The sequence below is a fragment of the Flavobacterium sp. 103 genome (assembly GCF_003096795.1).
Taxonomy (GTDB): domain Bacteria; phylum Bacteroidota; class Bacteroidia; order Flavobacteriales; family Flavobacteriaceae; genus Flavobacterium.
This window is the reverse complement of sequence record NZ_QENX01000001.1, coordinates 3,694,564-3,710,901: the sequence shown is the minus strand read 5'-3', so window position 1 is coordinate 3,710,901 and position 16,338 is coordinate 3,694,564. Positions and strand designations below refer to the sequence as shown.

Here is a 16,338-nt window from a genome sequence, read left to right as displayed (position 1 = left end):
AACAACCACGTTATTTCCATCCACCACCTAGATCTCTATAAACAAGGACCGAGGCGTTGAGTTGTTCTTTTTTGGTATCTATCAATTCAAGTTTGGATTCCAAAGCATCACGCTGTGTCATCAAAACTTCAAAATAATCGGCTTTGGCAGACTTAAATAAGTCGCCAGCAATATCAATCGAACGGTTCATAGCAACTACTTGCTGCGATTTTAGGTCGTAGCTTTTTTCCAAATTATTGATTTTGGAAAGTTGGCTCGATACTTCTAAATACGCATTTAGAATTGTACGCTCATAGTTATACAAAGCCTGAAGTTGTCGTGCATTGGCACTGCTATACTCGGCTTTGATAGCATTTCTGTTAATCAAAGGGGCGGCCAGATCACCCGCTAATGAATACAGCAACGACTCCGGAAGCGTAAATAAATAGGACGGATTAAAGGCATTTACGCCAATAGCCGCAGTAATGTCTAGTGATGGATAAAACTCCGCACGAGCCACTTTTACATCCAGCTTAGCAGCTTCCAATTCCAATTCGGCTTGTTTGATATCCGGGCGATTGGCCAACAATTGAGATGGAATCCCTGAATTGATTACCGAAGGCATCAAATTCATGAAATTACCTTTGTCTCTTTTTATCTCCTGTGGATATTGTCCTAACAAGAAATTGATTTTATTCTCTGTTTCTTTTATATTTTGAAGAATATCAAACTCCATGCTTTTTGAAGCCAAAACCTCGGCCTGAAATTTTTGAACGGCCAATTCGGTTGCTCTTGCAGCTTCTTTCTGAATTTTAACAACCTCTAAGGCGTTTGATTGCAGCTCGATAGTCTTTCTTACAATCTCCAACTGACTGTCTAAAGCTAGCAGTTCATAATATGAATCGGCTACTTCCGAGATAAGGTTTGTAATCACAAAGTTCTTTCCTTCCACAGTCGATAAATATCGGCTTACCGCCGCTTTCTTTGAATTACGCAGTTTTTTCCAGATATCTACTTCCCAATGTGCATAGGCTGCAATTTTTAAATCTCCCAATGGATCTGGCATTTCCTTACCAGGAAGTATTTCAGTTGATGCATCTCCTGCTCCTTGGCTAGTATATCTCCCCACTTTTTCGATTCCTGCTCCTGCTCCAACGCTAACACTTGGCAAAAGAAGACCTTTCTTCACACGAATATCGTTTTTGGCGATTTCAATTTCCTGCAAAGTGATCTGCAATTCCTGATTGTTTTTCAAGGCAGTATCAATCAAATTCACCAGATTTGGATCCTTAAAGTAAGTACGCCATGGAGTGGTTGAAGTATTGGTGGTATCAGTACCTTTACTTTTATCGAAAGATTCCGGAACAGTCTTGGTTTCAGCCAAGGGCGCAATAGCCGGAGTACAACTTGCCACCGCTAAGCAAATACCTAGCGGGACAATATATTTATAGGATTTTTTATTGTGCATGATTATCGTCAAATTCTTCGGTTAATGGATTTTCTTTTTGATCTTTTACATAGGTATATCTTTCAGCGATTCTACCGAAAATGTAATACAATCCAGGGATTATGAATACACCGCATATTGTACCTATTAACATTCCTCCTGCAGCAGCAGTACCAATAGTTCTGTTACCAATTTTTCCAGGTCCTGTTGCAAACGCCAATGGAAGCAAACCGGCAATAAAAGCAAAAGAAGTCATCAAGATAGGACGGAACCTTGCTTTGGCTCCTTCCATTGCAGCATCAAGAACAGATAGGCCTGCGGCATGCCTTTGAATAGCAAACTCTACAATCAATACGGCATTTTTACCTAATAAACCAATAAGCATTACCATTGCAACCTGAGCGTAGATATTGTTCTCCAAACCTGTAAATTTCAGTAAAAGGAAAGCACCGAATATACCAGCAGGCAATGATAAAATTACTGACATTGGTAAAATGAAACTTTCGTATTGAGCCGCTAAAACCAAGTAAACGAAACCTAAACAGATAAGAAAAACCCAAATGGCTTGATTCCCTTGCGCAACCTCATCGGCAGAAATACCAGCCCAGTCAATATCATATCCTCTAGGTAATGTTTTCTCAGCCACTTCCTGAATAACTTTAATGGCAGTTCCACTACTGTATCCTGAAGCTGCAGCACCACTAATCTCCGTAGAAGTGTACATGTTATGTCTGGTAATTTCTGATAGACCGTATACCTTTTCTAATTTCATAAAGGCAGAAAAAGGCACCATTTCATCTCGGTCATTTTTTACGTAAAGTTTCAAAATATCATCTGGCTGGGCACGATATTCCGGAGACGCCTGAACGATAACTTTATAATTAATTCCGTATTTAATAAAACTGATTTCGTAGTTACTTCCCACCAGCGTAGATAACGTATTCATCGCATTCTCGATGGATACTCCTTTTTGCTGTGCTAAGTCATTATCCACTTTCATCATATACTGAGGAAAACTGGCGCTATAGAAACTGAATACATTCGATAATTCAGGACGTTTGTTGAGTTCTTTAACAAAATCATTGTTAATTTTTTCCATTTTCTTATAATCGCCTGAACCCGTTTTATCCAATAAACGAAGCTCAAATCCTCCTGCAGCTCCATATCCTGGTACTGCTGGCGGTTGAAAAAATTCGATATTAGCACCTGGAATGTCTTTAGACTTTTTCTCCAATTCATCCATAATCTCCTGAACAGAATGCTTTCTGTCTTTCCAATCTTTAAGATTGATCAAACAGGTCCCTGAATTCGATCCAGTACCTTCAGTCAAAATTTCATAACCAGCCAATGAAGAAACAGATTTTACTCCGTCTACCTTTTCGGCAATTTTTTGCAGTTTTACTGAAATATCATTTGTTCTTTCTAATGATGAACCCGGAGGCGTTTGAATAATGGCATAAAACATACCTTGATCCTCATTTGGAATAAATCCTGAAGGAACAGTACTGCTGATAAGCCAAGTTCCAGCACAAAATCCTAAAAGCACGATAATTGTAACTGCTCTTCTGTTTACTATTTTTCCAAGAATATGCTGATATTTAGTTTGCGTAAGATTAAACAGGTTGTTAAAACCATCAACAAATCTATTTATAGGTGTTTTCTTTTTCGGTACTCCATGATTATTTGTTAACATCATAGCACAAAGTGCCGGCGTTAATGTTAATGCCACAACTCCCGAAAGAATAATTGCAGTTACCATCGTAATTGAGAACTGTCTGTAAAACATTCCAACCGGACCAGACATAAATGTAACAGGAATAAATACTGCTACCATCAAGAATGTAATAGCGATAATAGCACCTGAAATCTCGTGCATTGCTTTTTTAGTCGCCTTCAATGCCGAGAGATGTTCTTCCTCCATCTTGGCGTGAACGGCTTCGATAACCACAATGGCATCATCGACGACGATTCCAATTGCCAATACCAATGCAAACAAAGTAATTAAGTTCAACGAAATATCGAAAAACTGCATGAACGCAAAAGTTCCAATTAATGAAACCGGTACAGCAATCGCTGGGATAACCGTAGAACGCCAATCTCCTAAGAAAAGGAATACAACCAATCCTACCAAAATAAACGCTTCAATCAACGTGTGAATTACTTTTTCAATCGAAGCATCCAAGAATTTAGAAACGTCATACGAAATTTCATAATCCATCCCTTTTGGGAATTTTTTCTTGATGGTTTCTAATTTGACCTTTAAGTCTTCAATAACTTGATTTGCGTTACTTCCAAAAGACTGTTTTAATACGATTGCCGCAGATGGTTTTCCGTTCAAATTCGAATAAATATCATACATCGAACTTCCAAACTCAATATTAGCAACATCCTTCAAACGTAAAATCTCTCCATTTGGATTGGATTTCAATATAATATTGGCATACTGTTCTTTCGTAGTAAACCTTCCTGAATATTTCAAAACATACTCAAATGCTTGAGAACGTTTTCCAGATGCCTCACCCGTTTTTCCTGGCGAAGCTTCCAAACTCTGACTTGATAATGCTTCCATTACTTCATCAGCAGAAATTTTATACGCTAACATACGGTCTGGTTTCAGCCAAATACGCATCGCATATTCACGAGTTCCTAAAATATCTCCCGATCCAATACCGTTTACCCTTTTTAATTCTGACAATACATTGATATCGGCATAGTTGTACAAGAACTTTTGATCCGTATTTTTATCGGTACTAAAAAGATTCACATACATCAACATACTTGGAACCTCACGGGTAATTTTTACACCCTCTCTTACTACTAACGGTGGCAGTTTATTTGTAACCGAAGCCACACGGTTTTGAACATTAATAGCGGCTTGGTTAGGGTCAGTACCTAAGTTAAATACAACTTGAATACTAGCTTCACCGTCATTTCCCGCATCAGAAGTCATATATTTCATTCCCGGAACTCCATTCAAAGCTCTTTCTAAAGGAATAACTACCGACTTAATCATCAATTCTCCATTAGCACCAGGATAATCGGCCGTAATATTCACCATTGGCGGTGATATGGACGGAAATTGGGTTATTGGCAAATTCATCACCGACAACACCCCTAAAAAGACAATTATAAGCGATATTACTATCGACATAACAGGTCTTTGGATAAATTTATCAAACATTTGTTTCTATTTTTTATGATTAAACCAAATTCGTGTTTACATCGTAAACTGCATACTGATTACTTAACACTGCAAACTGATTACTTAAAACTATTCTGCTTTTAATCGCAAATGAGTAATAACTTCTTGAGGCGCTACGTATTTATAGTGAATTTTATCATTGTCTTTAACCTTCTGAACACCTTCCAACAAGATTTTGTCATTTACGGTTATACCGCTGTCAATCAAATACAAATCTGGAATTTCTCCTTTAATTGTAATTTCTCTAGAAGATACAACATCGTTTTTATCCACAACAAAAACATATTTCTTGTCTTGAATTTCATAAGTAGCTTTTTGTGGAATCACAATTACATTTGGAAGAGGAGCTTCCATCAATACTTTTCCGGTTTCTCCGTGTTTCAATAACTTACCCGGATTCGGGAATCGCGCTCTAAAAGCAATATTTCCGGTTTCATTATCAAATTCACTTTCGATAACTTCTACATTTCCTTTTTCTTTAAATGTATTACCATTAGCCAAAAGTAATCCTACCTTGGTTTCTGCTCTGCCTTTAACATTGGTTTCATAATCCAAATATTCTGGTTCAGAAACATTAAAATAAGCAAACATCTGGCTGTTATCAGAAAGGCTGGTAAGCAGCTCTCCTTCATCAATAAGACTTCCAAGTTTCTTTGGGATTCTGTCGATAGTCCCATCAAACGGAGCTCTGATTTCGGTAAATGACAAATGAACTTTTGCAAGGGAAACTTCAGCTCTTGCCTGATCTAATTTAGCTTGAGCGACAGCTTGCTCATTTTTTGAAACTATATTTTTGTCTGCCAAAGTTTTAGCATTTTTAAGCTCAATTTCTGCCGCTTTTTCTTCTGCTTGAGCTCCTAACAATTCAGCTTCATACACTTTTGGCATAATTCGGAACAATACCTGGCCTGCTTTTACAAATTGGCCTTCATCAACATAAATATTTTGCAGAAATCCTTTTTCTTGTGCACGAATCTCAATATTTCGAAAAGATTTTATCTGTGCAACATATTGCTTCGTTAGCGAAGTATCAATTTTTACAGGATTAGTAACTGCAAAAGTTTCGACTTCTTCTTTTTCTTCTTTCTTACTTGTACAGCTAGCAAGAGACAACACGGCAATTAAGCCCATGAACACGAGTGATTTTTTCATTGTAATAAAAATGGTTGTTATGCAATAATTGATGGAATAGAAAATTCCTTTGAAAGCAAAAGACCATCAGTTACCAGTGTGAGACCAGAACTATCATTCAAGATGAAATAAATTTAATATACCCCCAAGAGGTATACATCATCACACTTTTGGCAACTGATGTAGGGTATATATCAAATTCTTAAAACTCCTATTCTTAAGTAAATAGGATTAGAATGGGCGCAATTGGACGCGAAGTTTTCAAACTGTTTGGAATAATCCTTGAAAATAAACTCATTGGAGAATGTCAAATACCAACTGTCTAACAAACTATGTTTTGCAGCTAAGATTTTATTGGCACCACCATTTTTAAGATCATCACTTCTGTGAAATTCCTCGTCTAAGTCCACGTCAGCATCTTCAATTAAGACACTTCCTGGTTCTGCAGTTCTAAGTTTTACTTGTTGTTTTTTTACAAAATCCCAAGAAGGAGAATCACAAATAGCAATAGGATGTGTATCGGCATGGAGATGTTGTCCACCACCCAGCAGAAAAATACACAGACATATGAAATTTATAATTACTCTCATTTGGGTGCGAAAATAATAAAAGATTGAGATAAAAAAACATTTTTTTAGCAGGCAAAAGTTATAAGAGCCAACGAAAACGTTTTCTTTCGTTTAAAACCACGAATACTTTATGCTATGTTAACAATAATTTCTTATTAATTTAGTCATTAAAAACCTACATGCATATTATTGATTGTAATTTTTCTTATGATAACAAATTATTTATGGGAAAGTTGCTAGAATAACTAAATGTGTTACTTAGCCCTGATGGAAGCGGCATCCCGTCTCGTCTCGTCTTTTTGGACGAGACGAGACGGATATAGTGGACAGCAGGAAAAATGTTGATGAAAAACGAAAAACTTCTGCTCCTAAAGATCCATGGCTTCAAATAGTCATTTTTCACTGAAGTTCTATGTCATTAAGAAATAGAAATTCGTTTCTTTGCTGAAATTAAAATTCTTTGATGCCAGAATATTTCCTAGATATCGAATACAACAATCACACTTACGGCGTTGACGAAGTTAATTTTAAGGAATTTGAATGTTGTACATTTAATAACTGTACGTTTTCGGCCTGTAATTTTATGGATGTAACTTTTATTGATTGTGTTTTTAATGACTGTATTTTTAGTGAAGGCAGAATCAATCATGTGGCTTTGAGAACCGTAACTTTCAATCGATGTAAAATCAAGGAGGTTAATTTTGCAATGTGCAACAAACTTATTTTTGAAGTCCGTTTTAACGATTGCATATTGGATTTCTCTAAATTTTATACCCTAAAAATAAAAGGGACTCCGTTTATCAATTGCAGTTTGATTGCTGTGGATTTTATGGCTGCCGATTTGACTGAAACACTATTTGATAATTGTGACTTATACCGTTCCGAATTTGCCAAAGCCATAGCTAACAAAGCCAATTTCAGAACCAGTTATAATTATACAATAGACCCAAAAACTACCAAATTGAAGAAAGCAATTTTTTCAGTAGAAGGACTAAAAGGTTTGCTTTACAAACATGATATTATAATAAAATAAGAAATTTCAACATACCATTTTATCAAATCGTCTTTGCATTTCCTCATAACTAATGTCTTCTTTATGCGTTGCAATCATCCATTTATAGCCAAATGGATCCGTTACCTGCCCCACACGATCACCATAGAACATATCTTCGATTGCCATGAGTGAAGTGGCACATGCATCGAGAGCTTTTTGAAATGCAGCATCAACATCTTTTACATACAATCCAAAAGTCATTGGGTTTCCGCCAATGGTTAAAGGGCTTTTGTTTCCCCATTCTAGGTTCTCGTCGGCCATCATTAATAATGAACCTTCAATATCTATTTCTGCATGGCCAATTGACCCATCAGGCATCAGTAATCTTCCTTTTTCTTTTGCCCCAAAAGCTTTTTTATAAAACTCAATAGCGTCACTGCATCCTTTGATTGTTATGTAGGCATTCAATGTGTACGCTCCCGGATAAATGTGTGATGTTTCCATGTGTATTTATTTTTTAAATTTTCATATAGCTCTTAAAACGCTATCATAAAGAGAACATTAAAATTACTCATTTTACTATATACCAACACATTACAAACTAGTATTTTTAACATAAAGAAAATATTTGAAACAAAAACGCATAAAAAAACCGAAGCAAATGGGCTTCGGTTTCTCAAAATTTCTAAATAGCATCTTTATTGATTCGAGCGATAGCGAATAGGTTAAGTAATCGGTTTCTCCAACACATAATCCTCCATCAGGTAACCGTGATCCAATTCTATATTAACTTCTTCAACGATTTCAAAACCTAATTTTCGATAGAAGTGCAATGCTTTATTGAATCGGTTTACATTTAATGAAAGTGCATTCGAATCGTTTTCTTTTGCAATCTTTTCGATAAAATCTATTAACTTTTTGCCAATTCCTTTGCCTTGTGTTTGAGGCAAAATATAAATCTTATGAATTTTGGTTTGTTGCTTTTGGTTGTAATAATGCTCATAGGAAGCAAAACCTAAAGTCTGCTCACCTTCTTTGGCTAATATAAAATGATGCCCCTTATTGGCAACACTATCATTTAATGCTTCTTCGTTATAAAAGGCATCCAACATATAATCCAATTGTGCTTTCGAAAGGATTTCTCCATAGGCAATAGGCCATGTTTGATGCGCAATATTTTGAATCGTCTCGTAATCAACAATCGAAGCTTCGCTTATTGTAATCATTATTTTTAATTAATTTATTTTGGAAAAAAAATAGAGAATTTGGTACCTACGTTTAGTTTGGATTTCACTTTGATAAAACCATTATGATTCTCCATAATCTTTTTACAAATTGCTAAACCAATGCCTGTACCCCTATATTTAGAATCAGTTTCTAAACGCTTAAATAACTGGAATATTTTATCGGCATATTCCTGTTTAAACCCGATTCCATTATCACTAACAACAATTTTATGATAGTCAGCATTAGAAATAATCCTGCTATTATACATTTCCTTTCCAGAAATTTTTTCAGATTTGATACTAATTTTTGGCGGTATATTCTCTTTACTGTACTTAAGCGAATTCGAAATTAAATTGACAAATAATTGTTCGATTTGAAATCCTATTCCATTAATTTCCGGTAGATCTATAACTTCAATTTCAGCTTTCTTCTCTTCAATATTTACTGATAAATCTTGAATGCATTGCTCTACCAAATCTTGTAAATTTATTTTTGAAAAAATTTTATCTCCTTTGGCAACTCTTGAATAATTCAGTAAATCGATTAATAATGTTTGCATTTTATTGGCTGCCAAACGAATTTTTACAAAATATTCTTTTCCATTAGGAGTCAATAAGTCTATCTCTTTTTCTTCTAGTCGAGATACAAACATTTGAATTTTACGCAGCGGTTCTTGAAGATCATGACTTACAATATTATTAAACGATTCCAGTTCGGCATTAATCGTCTTCAATTGTTTATTACTCTCTTCTATTTCTAGTGTTTTTTTATACTGCGCAGTAATATCATAATTGACACCTATTTTAATCAGATCACCATTACTATTTCTGGTAAAACTACCAACGGACATAATGTATTTTATAGTTCCATCCTGCAGCAAATATCGCAACATTATTGAAGTGGGTTGATGATCGATTAAGGATTGTTTATGAACTTCCATCACACTATCATAATCATCTGGATGCAAAAATTTGCTGGCATTTTCTAAATTGGGTTCAAAAGAACGTGGTTCTACTCCCATCAATCGATAATAATTATCCGAAAATGTATAGGTGTTCTTGTCTAAATTAAATTTCCAGTGACCAAATCCTGCAATTTGTTCAGCATTTTTAAAGGAAAGGTTTGTAAATTTCAATTCATCATTGGCCTTTTTGAGTTCATTAATGTCAACATTCATTTTATTAAATGATAATAACAATATTGCTAATGAAAGCATGACAAGTAGAAAAGCGCTTATTATGGAATCATTTAACTCAAATTGATGATTTGTATTATAGCGTTTTATCTTGCTTATTTCCGCATTGATTCTTTTATAAACAAAAGCGTGCATGCTCTCTGTGCAAGAACTGCTTTCTAACAGTTTTATATACAATTCAGAAGTGTTTTTTCTCGGGCTTTTTTGAATTAACAATAAATCCCTAAAAAGCTTAAATCTATAATCTATCAGTTTTTTCAGACTGTCAATATCTTTAATCTTAGCAGAATCATTTCCTGCAATCTTTTTTAAATTCTTAATGCATACTTCGATTTCTCCTCTGTTTAAAAAGCGGTCTTCCAAATAAACTTCATCCTGGGTAATAATATAATTACGCAAACTCATCTCATAACTTCCCATAATAGACAGGAGCTTTTCTAACTCATATTGGGTTTTATTTGAACTTGCGATTAATTCAACCGAAGTATCCAGTTTTTGCATTTGAGTATAAAATACGCTGGCAATATAGCCTATCACGACTATTGCCACAATCAAAGCAATTTTAAATACTTGGGTATTTTTATATAATCCAAAAAATTTCATTTGCACTTTATTATATGCTAAAGAAAAATGTTTCCTTATTTAAACCAGAAACATGAAATTGCCAATTCATATGGAAAACACCTTTGATTACTTTTTTCAATTCAGAAAAATCATTGGGCTTTTTTATATAAATATTTGCTCCTTCGATAAAAGTATTTTCAATATCCTCCTCAGATGAAGAGGTGGAATATATGGCGATAGAAACATCCTTAAACCGATCATCTGCCCTAATTTCTTTGAGGCAATCCAATCCATTTTTATAAGGCATATTTAAATCGAGAAATAAAATATCGGGCAAACTAGCATCGGGGTCTAATAAATAATCCATCAAGTCCTTTCCATCATTGAATAATGTAAGCTTGTTTTTCATTTTTAGATCCTCAATGGCTTCTCTAAAAAAGATGCGATCATCTTCATCATCATCAGCCAAAAAGATCTGTAAGGGGGTTAAATCATTAGTCATATATCTCTTGATTGAATTTTAAATTTAATTATCGATTAATTGCTTTCTCTTTTCAATAATTCTTTTAAACACGCTGGGAGTCAAGCCAGTTACTTTTTTAAACTGACTGGATAAGTGTGCTACACTGCTATAATTCAATTCATATGAAATTTCAGTCATGTTTAATTTTTCTTCAATAATTAATTTTTTGACTTTTTCAATTTTTTGAATAATAATAAAATTCTCAATAGTGGTATAGGTATATTCTGAAAAGATACTAGCCAAGTGGCCATAACTTAAATTGAACTTTTCAGAAAGATAATAGGAAATATTGGTATTAGGATATTTGTCTTTATCAAATACAATTTCTACAATCGTTTCTTTAATTTGCTGAAAAAGATGTTTTTTTTGATTGTCAACTATGTTAATTGCATACTTGCCAAGATTCTCTTTCAGTGTTTTAAAATTTTCTTTAGAAACGGTATTGCTTATTTCAAAACCGCCCAAAGGCAAAAGTTTGTATTTAATATTTAACAACTCTAATTGCTCTTGCAAAATAACTCTACAAGCAATATTTACATCATAATTTATGTAGAATCTCATAGCAATACTTATTTGGTTTTCGATAAATATAAAAAATTCATCACAAATAACCAACCAAAAGCAAATTAAATACAAATATGATTACGCATAAAAGACTAACTTATAATACAATATAAAAAAAATCTACCCATGAATTGTCTCGCCTTTTCCGTAGTTGGCAATAATCGATTCTTCAAATTCCAGCCATTCCCTCCAGCGTTTTTCAACGTCAATTCCAACGCCATATTTTCGAGCATACGTGATAAAGGTAGTATAATGACCTGCCTCGCTTTCCATCAAATCTCTATAGAAAATAGCCAGTTCTTCATCCTTAATATTTTCCGAAAGTACTTTGAAACGCTCACAACTTCTTGCTTCAATCATGGCCGAAAACAACAAGCGCTCCACCAAACCCGAAACTCTGCTTCCGTCACCGCTTTTTTTCATATACAAATACAATTCATTTACATAATCGTCTTTGCGCTCGCGACCCAATTTCAGTCCGCGTTTGATAATAATATTATGCACTTGCTCAAAATGATCGATTTCCTCTTTGGCCAAAGCCAATAAATCCTTTACCAAATCCTGATGTTCTGAATTATTGGTAATAATTGTAATCGCATTTGTTGCTGCTTTTTGTTCGCACCAAGCATGATCGGTAAGAATCTCTTCTATGTTTTTTTCAACGATATTAACCCATCTAGGATCGGTTGGCAGTTTTAATCTTAGTACTGACATTTTAAAATTAGTTTAGGGTTTAAAAATTTGTTTAAAGTTTAAGGTTTTCTAAAAAAGAAAAGAGTTTAAAGTTCGAACTTTTGCACAATACAAAACCTTAAACTTTAAACTCTTTAAACTATTAAACAAAAATTTAGAACACAAAGATTGCTCTTTCGCTCATCATTTCGTTTACTTCATTGGCTACTTCTTCAATAACATCTTCGTTGGTGTGATCTACCAAAACTCTGTCGATCAAATCAACGATAGTTTCCATATCTTCTTCAACAAGACCACGAGTCGTGATTGCTGCAGTTCCCACACGGATACCTGAAGTTACAAATGGAGATTTATCATCAAATGGAACCATGTTTTTATTTACGGTGATTTCTGCTTTTACCAAAGCATTTTCAGCCTCTTTTCCAGAAATTCCTTTGTTTCTAAGGTCAATCAACATCATATGATTGTCTGTTCCTCCAGAAATGATATTGTATCCTCTTTTTACAAAAGCATCAGCCATTGCATTTGCATTTTTTTGCAATTGCATAGCATAGGTAAAGAACTCATCTTTTAATGCTTCTCCAAAAGCTACTGCTTTGGCAGCAATAATGTGCATTAATGGTCCACCTTGATTTCCAGGAAAAACGGCAAGATCCAATAATGATGACATCATTCTGATTTCTCCTTTTGGTGTAGTTAATCCCCAAGGATTTTCAAAATCTTTACCCATCATGATCAAACCTCCACGTGGTCCACGCAATGTTTTGTGAGTTGTTGTTGTAACAATATGACAGTGAGGAATTGGGTCATTCATCAAACCTTTGGCGATAAGCCCAGCAGGATGAGAAATATCAGCCATTAAAATAGCACCAACACTATCAGCAATTACTCTAAAACGCTCAAAATCCATATCACGAGAGTAAGCCGAAGCACCTGCAATAATTAATTTTGGTTGTTCTTTAGTAGCTATTTCTTGAATTTTATCATAATCCAAACGACCAGTTTCTTTATCTACACCATAGAAAACAGGATTGTACAAACGTCCAGAAAAGTTTACTGGTGAACCGTGAGTTAAGTGTCCTCCGTGAGATAAATCGAAACCTAAAATTTTGTCACCTGGTTTCAAGCAAGCAAAAAATACTGCTGTATTAGCTTGTGAACCTGAGTGAGGTTGTACGTTTGCATACTCAGCACCAAATAATTCTTTAGCTCTGTCGATAGCAATTTGTTCTACTACATCAACTACTTCGCAGCCTCCGTAATATCTTTTGCCAGGATATCCTTCAGCATATTTATTAGTTAAAACAGATCCAGCAGCTTCCATTACTTCGTCACTTACAAAGTTTTCAGAAGCAATAAGTTCTAGTCCGTGAATTTGTCTGTCTTGTTCTTCAAGAATGAGGTCAAAAATTTGTTCGTCGCGTTGCATTTCTTTGATTTTCGTTAATTTGACGCAAAAATACAAAAAAACGTTTGTTTAACCCTTAGATTATAATATATTTGACAAGTAATTTTCAACAAACAATTAACATTATCATGCCAATAACAGCCAACGACACTAGTAGAAAATCATGGTTAGAAGTACTGCCAGACAGCGACTTCCCTATCCAAAACATTCCATTTGGAGTTTTTCTTACCAAAGAAAACATCGTTACAGTAGGTTCTAGAATTGGTGATTTTGCAATCGATTTGGGTGCTTTACAACAATTAAATTACTTTGAAGGAATCGAATTGACAGACGATATGTTCATGCAAGATACCTTGAACGATTTTATATCGGATGGTCAAAAAACATGGAGATTGGTACGAAATAGAATTGCCGAAATTTTTGACGCAACAAATCCCGAATTAAGAGACAATACCGAACATAGAGACATAGTGATTTTTAGAATGGAGGATGTTGAGATGCAACTTCCTGTATTAATTGGTGATTACACTGATTTTTATTCCAGCAAAGAACACGCTACCAATGTTGGGAAAATGTTTCGTGACCCGGAAAATGCTTTATTACCAAACTGGTTACATATACCAGTAGGATACCACGGAAGAAGTTCGACTATTATTCCATCGGGGATTCCAGTACACAGACCTATGGGGCAAACTTTACCAAATGGTGAAACTATGCCAGTTTTTGGTGCTTCTCGCTTAGTTGATTTCGAATTGGAAACTGCTTTTATCACGACCGATGTCAATATTATGGGAGAGAACATTCCTATTGGTGAAACCGAAGATTATATTTTCGGAATGGTTTTATTAAATGACTGGAGTGCACGCGATATTCAAAAATGGGAATATGTACCGCTTGGACCATTCTTAGCCAAAAACTTTGGTTCATCAATTTCTCCTTGGATAGTTACTTTAGATGCTCTAGAACCTTTTAGAACAAAAGGTCCTAAACAAGAGCCAACTCCTTTTCCTTATTTGCAACAAAAAGGAAAACATTCATTCGATATCAATCTTGAAGTAGCCATTGCTCCAGAAAATGCTGAGCCAACAGTTGTTTCCAGAACCAATTTCAAATATATGTATTGGACTATGAGCCAGCAATTGGCACATCATACTTCAAACGGATGCCGTGTTAACTCCGGTGACATGATGGGTTCCGGAACTATTTCCGGTCCTACACCAGACAGTTATGGTTCTATGCTCGAACTGACTTGGGGCGGTAAAAACCCAATTAAATTAAATGATGGTACCGAGCGTAAATTCATAAATGATGGCGATACCGTAATTATTAAAGGATATAGTCAAAACGGACAGGTTCGTATTGGTTTTGGGGAATGCTCCAGTAAGCTACTTCCTCCCTTTGTAAGACAATAACCAAATTCTTTTTATACACAACCGACAATTTATACTTGTCGGTTTTTTTTTGAAATATTTTTAGCAAAATCTACTAAAGGAATAGTAGATTTGCAAAATATTTTTAACCTACTATTGATATAATTCATTATCCCCATAAAATGAAAAAAATTACTCTTTTAATTGCTTTTTTTACACTACTTACTTCTTGTGGTGTAAAACAAACCCAAAACAATTTGACTTCCGGAAATTATGACGCCGCTATTGACATAGCACTTTCCAATTTACGTTCCAATAAAGACAAAAAAGGAAAACAAGACTATATCTATTTACTTGAAGAGGCTTTCGCCAAAGTCAAAGAACGAGATTTGAATACCCTTTCTTTTTTGAAAAAAGAAAACAACCCAAGTAATTTGGAAAAAATTTACAATACTTATTTGGCATTACATGACCGCCAAGAGAAAATAAAACCATTGCTTCCTCTAAAATTAATCAAAGAAGAAAGAAACGCTATTTTTCCTTTTGATGATTATAATGACCAAATCATCAGCAGCAAAAATGCTTTATCCAATTATTTGTATACCAATGCAAAAGCTTTGATGCTGACTAAAAACAAAATGAATTACCGCAGAGTTTATGATGATTTAATTTATTTGGACAAAATAAACCATAACTACAAGGATATTGCCAACATGCTAGATGAAGCTCAGTTGAAAGGAACTGATTATGTAATCGTATATACCAAAAACGAAACCAATATGATTATTCCTGAGCAACTTCAAAATGACTTATTGGATTTCAAAAGCTATAAATTGAATGACAAATGGACCGTTTATCATAGTGTCAAACAAAAAGACACTTATTATGATTATGGAATGCTTATCAACTTCAGATCAATTTTAATTTCTCCAGAACAAATAAAAGAAAGAGAATTCACAAAAGAACGTCAAGTAGTTGACGGACAAAGAAAACAAGTTGACTCCAATGGAAAAATCGTCTTGGACAGACAAGGAAAGCCAATAATGGTGGACAACCTAATTAATGCTATGGTAAAAATCAACGAAGTTAGACAGTTTAAATCATGTCAAATTACTGCCAAAGTGGATTACGTTGACAATAAAACCAAACAATCGTTAGGTTCTTTTCCAGTAACAAGTGAGTTTGTTTTTGAAAACATTTTTGCCTCTTACAAAGGTGATCCGCGTGCTGCAGATGACAACTACAATTCAAATTTCTACAATAAAGCAGTACCTTTCCCTTCTAGCGAGCAAATGGTCTATGACACTAGCGAAAATTTAAAAGAAAAAATCAATACCGTTATTAATAGCAATCAGTTTAGAAAATAACACCTTTAAGTATTACTAAAAAAGCAACTCCACATCGAGTTGCTTTTTTTATACCTTAAAATTAATCGAAAAACTCTGCGAAATTCTTTGTGCCCTTTGTGGTTA

Annotated in this window: 14 protein-coding genes; 3 read left to right on the top strand and 11 right to left on the bottom strand. The window is 34.6% G+C overall.

Annotation, left to right across the window (positions count from 1 at the left end; translation table 11 throughout):
- Positions 1-10 precede the first annotated feature (10 nt).
- From C8C85_RS15810 to C8C85_RS15795, 4 genes are all read right to left on the bottom strand, one after another.
- A complete protein-coding gene (locus tag C8C85_RS15810; protein WP_116797932.1) occupies positions 11-1,447 on the bottom strand; it encodes a TolC family protein in 1,437 nt (478 codons plus the stop codon).
- The gene (locus C8C85_RS15805; RefSeq protein ID WP_116797931.1) at positions 1,437-4,607 is read right to left on the bottom strand and encodes an efflux RND transporter permease subunit; all 3,171 of its coding nucleotides are present in this window, start codon (positions 4,605-4,607) and stop codon (positions 1,437-1,439) included. The genes C8C85_RS15810 and C8C85_RS15805 overlap by 11 nt, the downstream gene beginning before the upstream one ends.
- A 90-nt stretch (positions 4,608-4,697) precedes the next feature.
- A complete protein-coding gene (locus tag C8C85_RS15800) occupies positions 4,698-5,780 on the bottom strand; it encodes an efflux RND transporter periplasmic adaptor subunit (RefSeq protein ID WP_116797930.1) in 1,083 nt (360 codons plus the stop codon).
- A gap of 173 nt (positions 5,781-5,953) precedes the next feature.
- The gene (locus tag C8C85_RS15795) at positions 5,954-6,349 is read right to left on the bottom strand and encodes a hypothetical protein (RefSeq protein WP_116797929.1); all 396 of its coding nucleotides are present in this window, start codon (positions 6,347-6,349) and stop codon (positions 5,954-5,956) included.
- A gap of 442 nt (positions 6,350-6,791) precedes the next feature.
- Between C8C85_RS15795 and C8C85_RS15790 the strand changes: the two genes are divergently transcribed.
- Positions 6,792-7,361: a pentapeptide repeat-containing protein gene (locus tag C8C85_RS15790; RefSeq protein ID WP_116797928.1), complete on the top strand. Its 570-nt coding sequence runs from the start codon at positions 6,792-6,794 to the stop codon at positions 7,359-7,361.
- Between the two features lie 6 nt (positions 7,362-7,367).
- On the opposite strand, the gene C8C85_RS15785 is transcribed toward C8C85_RS15790, so the two are convergent.
- From C8C85_RS15785 to glyA, 7 genes are all read right to left on the bottom strand, one after another.
- Positions 7,368-7,826 (bottom strand): VOC family protein, encoded by a 459-nt coding sequence (locus C8C85_RS15785; RefSeq protein ID WP_116797927.1) that lies wholly within the window; start codon positions 7,824-7,826, stop codon positions 7,368-7,370.
- Positions 7,827-8,047: 221 nt separating this feature from the next.
- Positions 8,048-8,548 carry a GNAT family N-acetyltransferase gene (locus C8C85_RS15780; RefSeq protein WP_116797926.1) on the bottom strand — a complete coding sequence of 167 codons (501 nt, stop codon included), beginning with the start codon at positions 8,546-8,548 and terminating at the stop codon, positions 8,048-8,050.
- 14 nt (positions 8,549-8,562) lie between these two features.
- Positions 8,563-10,347 (bottom strand): ATP-binding protein, encoded by a 1,785-nt coding sequence (locus C8C85_RS15775; RefSeq protein ID WP_116797925.1) that lies wholly within the window; start codon positions 10,345-10,347, stop codon positions 8,563-8,565.
- A gap of 10 nt (positions 10,348-10,357) precedes the next feature.
- Positions 10,358-10,810, bottom strand: a complete 453-nt coding sequence (locus C8C85_RS15770) for a response regulator (protein ID WP_116797924.1) — start codon at positions 10,808-10,810, stop codon at positions 10,358-10,360.
- A gap of 24 nt (positions 10,811-10,834) precedes the next feature.
- A complete protein-coding gene (locus tag C8C85_RS15765) occupies positions 10,835-11,392 on the bottom strand; it encodes a helix-turn-helix domain-containing protein (protein ID WP_116798511.1) in 558 nt (185 codons plus the stop codon).
- A gap of 123 nt (positions 11,393-11,515) precedes the next feature.
- Complete coding sequence (locus C8C85_RS15760) at positions 11,516-12,109, bottom strand: tRNA-(ms[2]io[6]A)-hydroxylase (RefSeq protein WP_116797923.1); 594 nt, start codon at positions 12,107-12,109, stop codon at positions 11,516-11,518.
- Between the two features lie 133 nt (positions 12,110-12,242).
- Complete coding sequence (gene glyA / locus C8C85_RS15755; RefSeq protein ID WP_116797922.1) at positions 12,243-13,517, bottom strand: serine hydroxymethyltransferase; 1,275 nt, start codon at positions 13,515-13,517, stop codon at positions 12,243-12,245.
- 107 nt (positions 13,518-13,624) lie between these two features.
- Here glyA and fahA point away from each other — a divergent pair, with 107 nt between their 5' ends.
- Complete coding sequence (gene fahA, locus C8C85_RS15750; RefSeq protein WP_116797921.1) at positions 13,625-14,908, top strand: fumarylacetoacetase; 1,284 nt, start codon at positions 13,625-13,627, stop codon at positions 14,906-14,908.
- Positions 14,909-15,048: 140 nt separating this feature from the next.
- Entirely contained in the window at positions 15,049-16,233 is a 1,185-nt protein-coding gene (locus tag C8C85_RS15745) for a hypothetical protein (protein ID WP_116797920.1), read from the top strand.
- Positions 16,234-16,338 lie beyond the last annotated feature (105 nt).

Excerpts from the sequence above, each read along its gene's own strand:
- C8C85_RS15780 (WP_116797926.1), bottom strand. The coding sequence starts at position 8,548 with ATGATTACAATAAGCGAAGCTTCGATTGTTGATTACGAGACGATTCAA.
- C8C85_RS15760 (WP_116797923.1), bottom strand. The coding sequence starts at position 12,109 with ATGTCAGTACTAAGATTAAAACTGCCAACCGATCCTAGATGGGTTAAT.
- C8C85_RS15775 (WP_116797925.1), bottom strand. The coding sequence starts at position 10,347 with ATGAAATTTTTTGGATTATATAAAAATACCCAAGTATTTAAAATTGCT.
- C8C85_RS15785 (WP_116797927.1), bottom strand. The coding sequence starts at position 7,826 with ATGGAAACATCACACATTTATCCGGGAGCGTACACATTGAATGCCTAC.
- C8C85_RS15795 (WP_116797929.1), bottom strand. The coding sequence starts at position 6,349 with ATGAGAGTAATTATAAATTTCATATGTCTGTGTATTTTTCTGCTGGGT.
- C8C85_RS15810 (WP_116797932.1), bottom strand. The coding sequence starts at position 1,447 with ATGCACAATAAAAAATCCTATAAATATATTGTCCCGCTAGGTATTTGC.
- C8C85_RS15770 (WP_116797924.1), bottom strand. The coding sequence starts at position 10,810 with ATGACTAATGATTTAACCCCCTTACAGATCTTTTTGGCTGATGATGAT.
- glyA (WP_116797922.1), bottom strand. The coding sequence starts at position 13,517 with ATGCAACGCGACGAACAAATTTTTGACCTCATTCTTGAAGAACAAGAC.
- C8C85_RS15790 (WP_116797928.1), top strand. The coding sequence starts at position 6,792 with ATGCCAGAATATTTCCTAGATATCGAATACAACAATCACACTTACGGC.
- C8C85_RS15805 (WP_116797931.1), bottom strand. The coding sequence starts at position 4,607 with ATGTTTGATAAATTTATCCAAAGACCTGTTATGTCGATAGTAATATCG.
- C8C85_RS15800 (WP_116797930.1), bottom strand. The coding sequence starts at position 5,780 with ATGAAAAAATCACTCGTGTTCATGGGCTTAATTGCCGTGTTGTCTCTT.
- C8C85_RS15765 (WP_116798511.1), bottom strand. The coding sequence starts at position 11,392 with ATGAGATTCTACATAAATTATGATGTAAATATTGCTTGTAGAGTTATT.
- C8C85_RS15745 (WP_116797920.1), top strand. The coding sequence starts at position 15,049 with ATGAAAAAAATTACTCTTTTAATTGCTTTTTTTACACTACTTACTTCT.
- fahA (WP_116797921.1), top strand. The coding sequence starts at position 13,625 with ATGCCAATAACAGCCAACGACACTAGTAGAAAATCATGGTTAGAAGTA.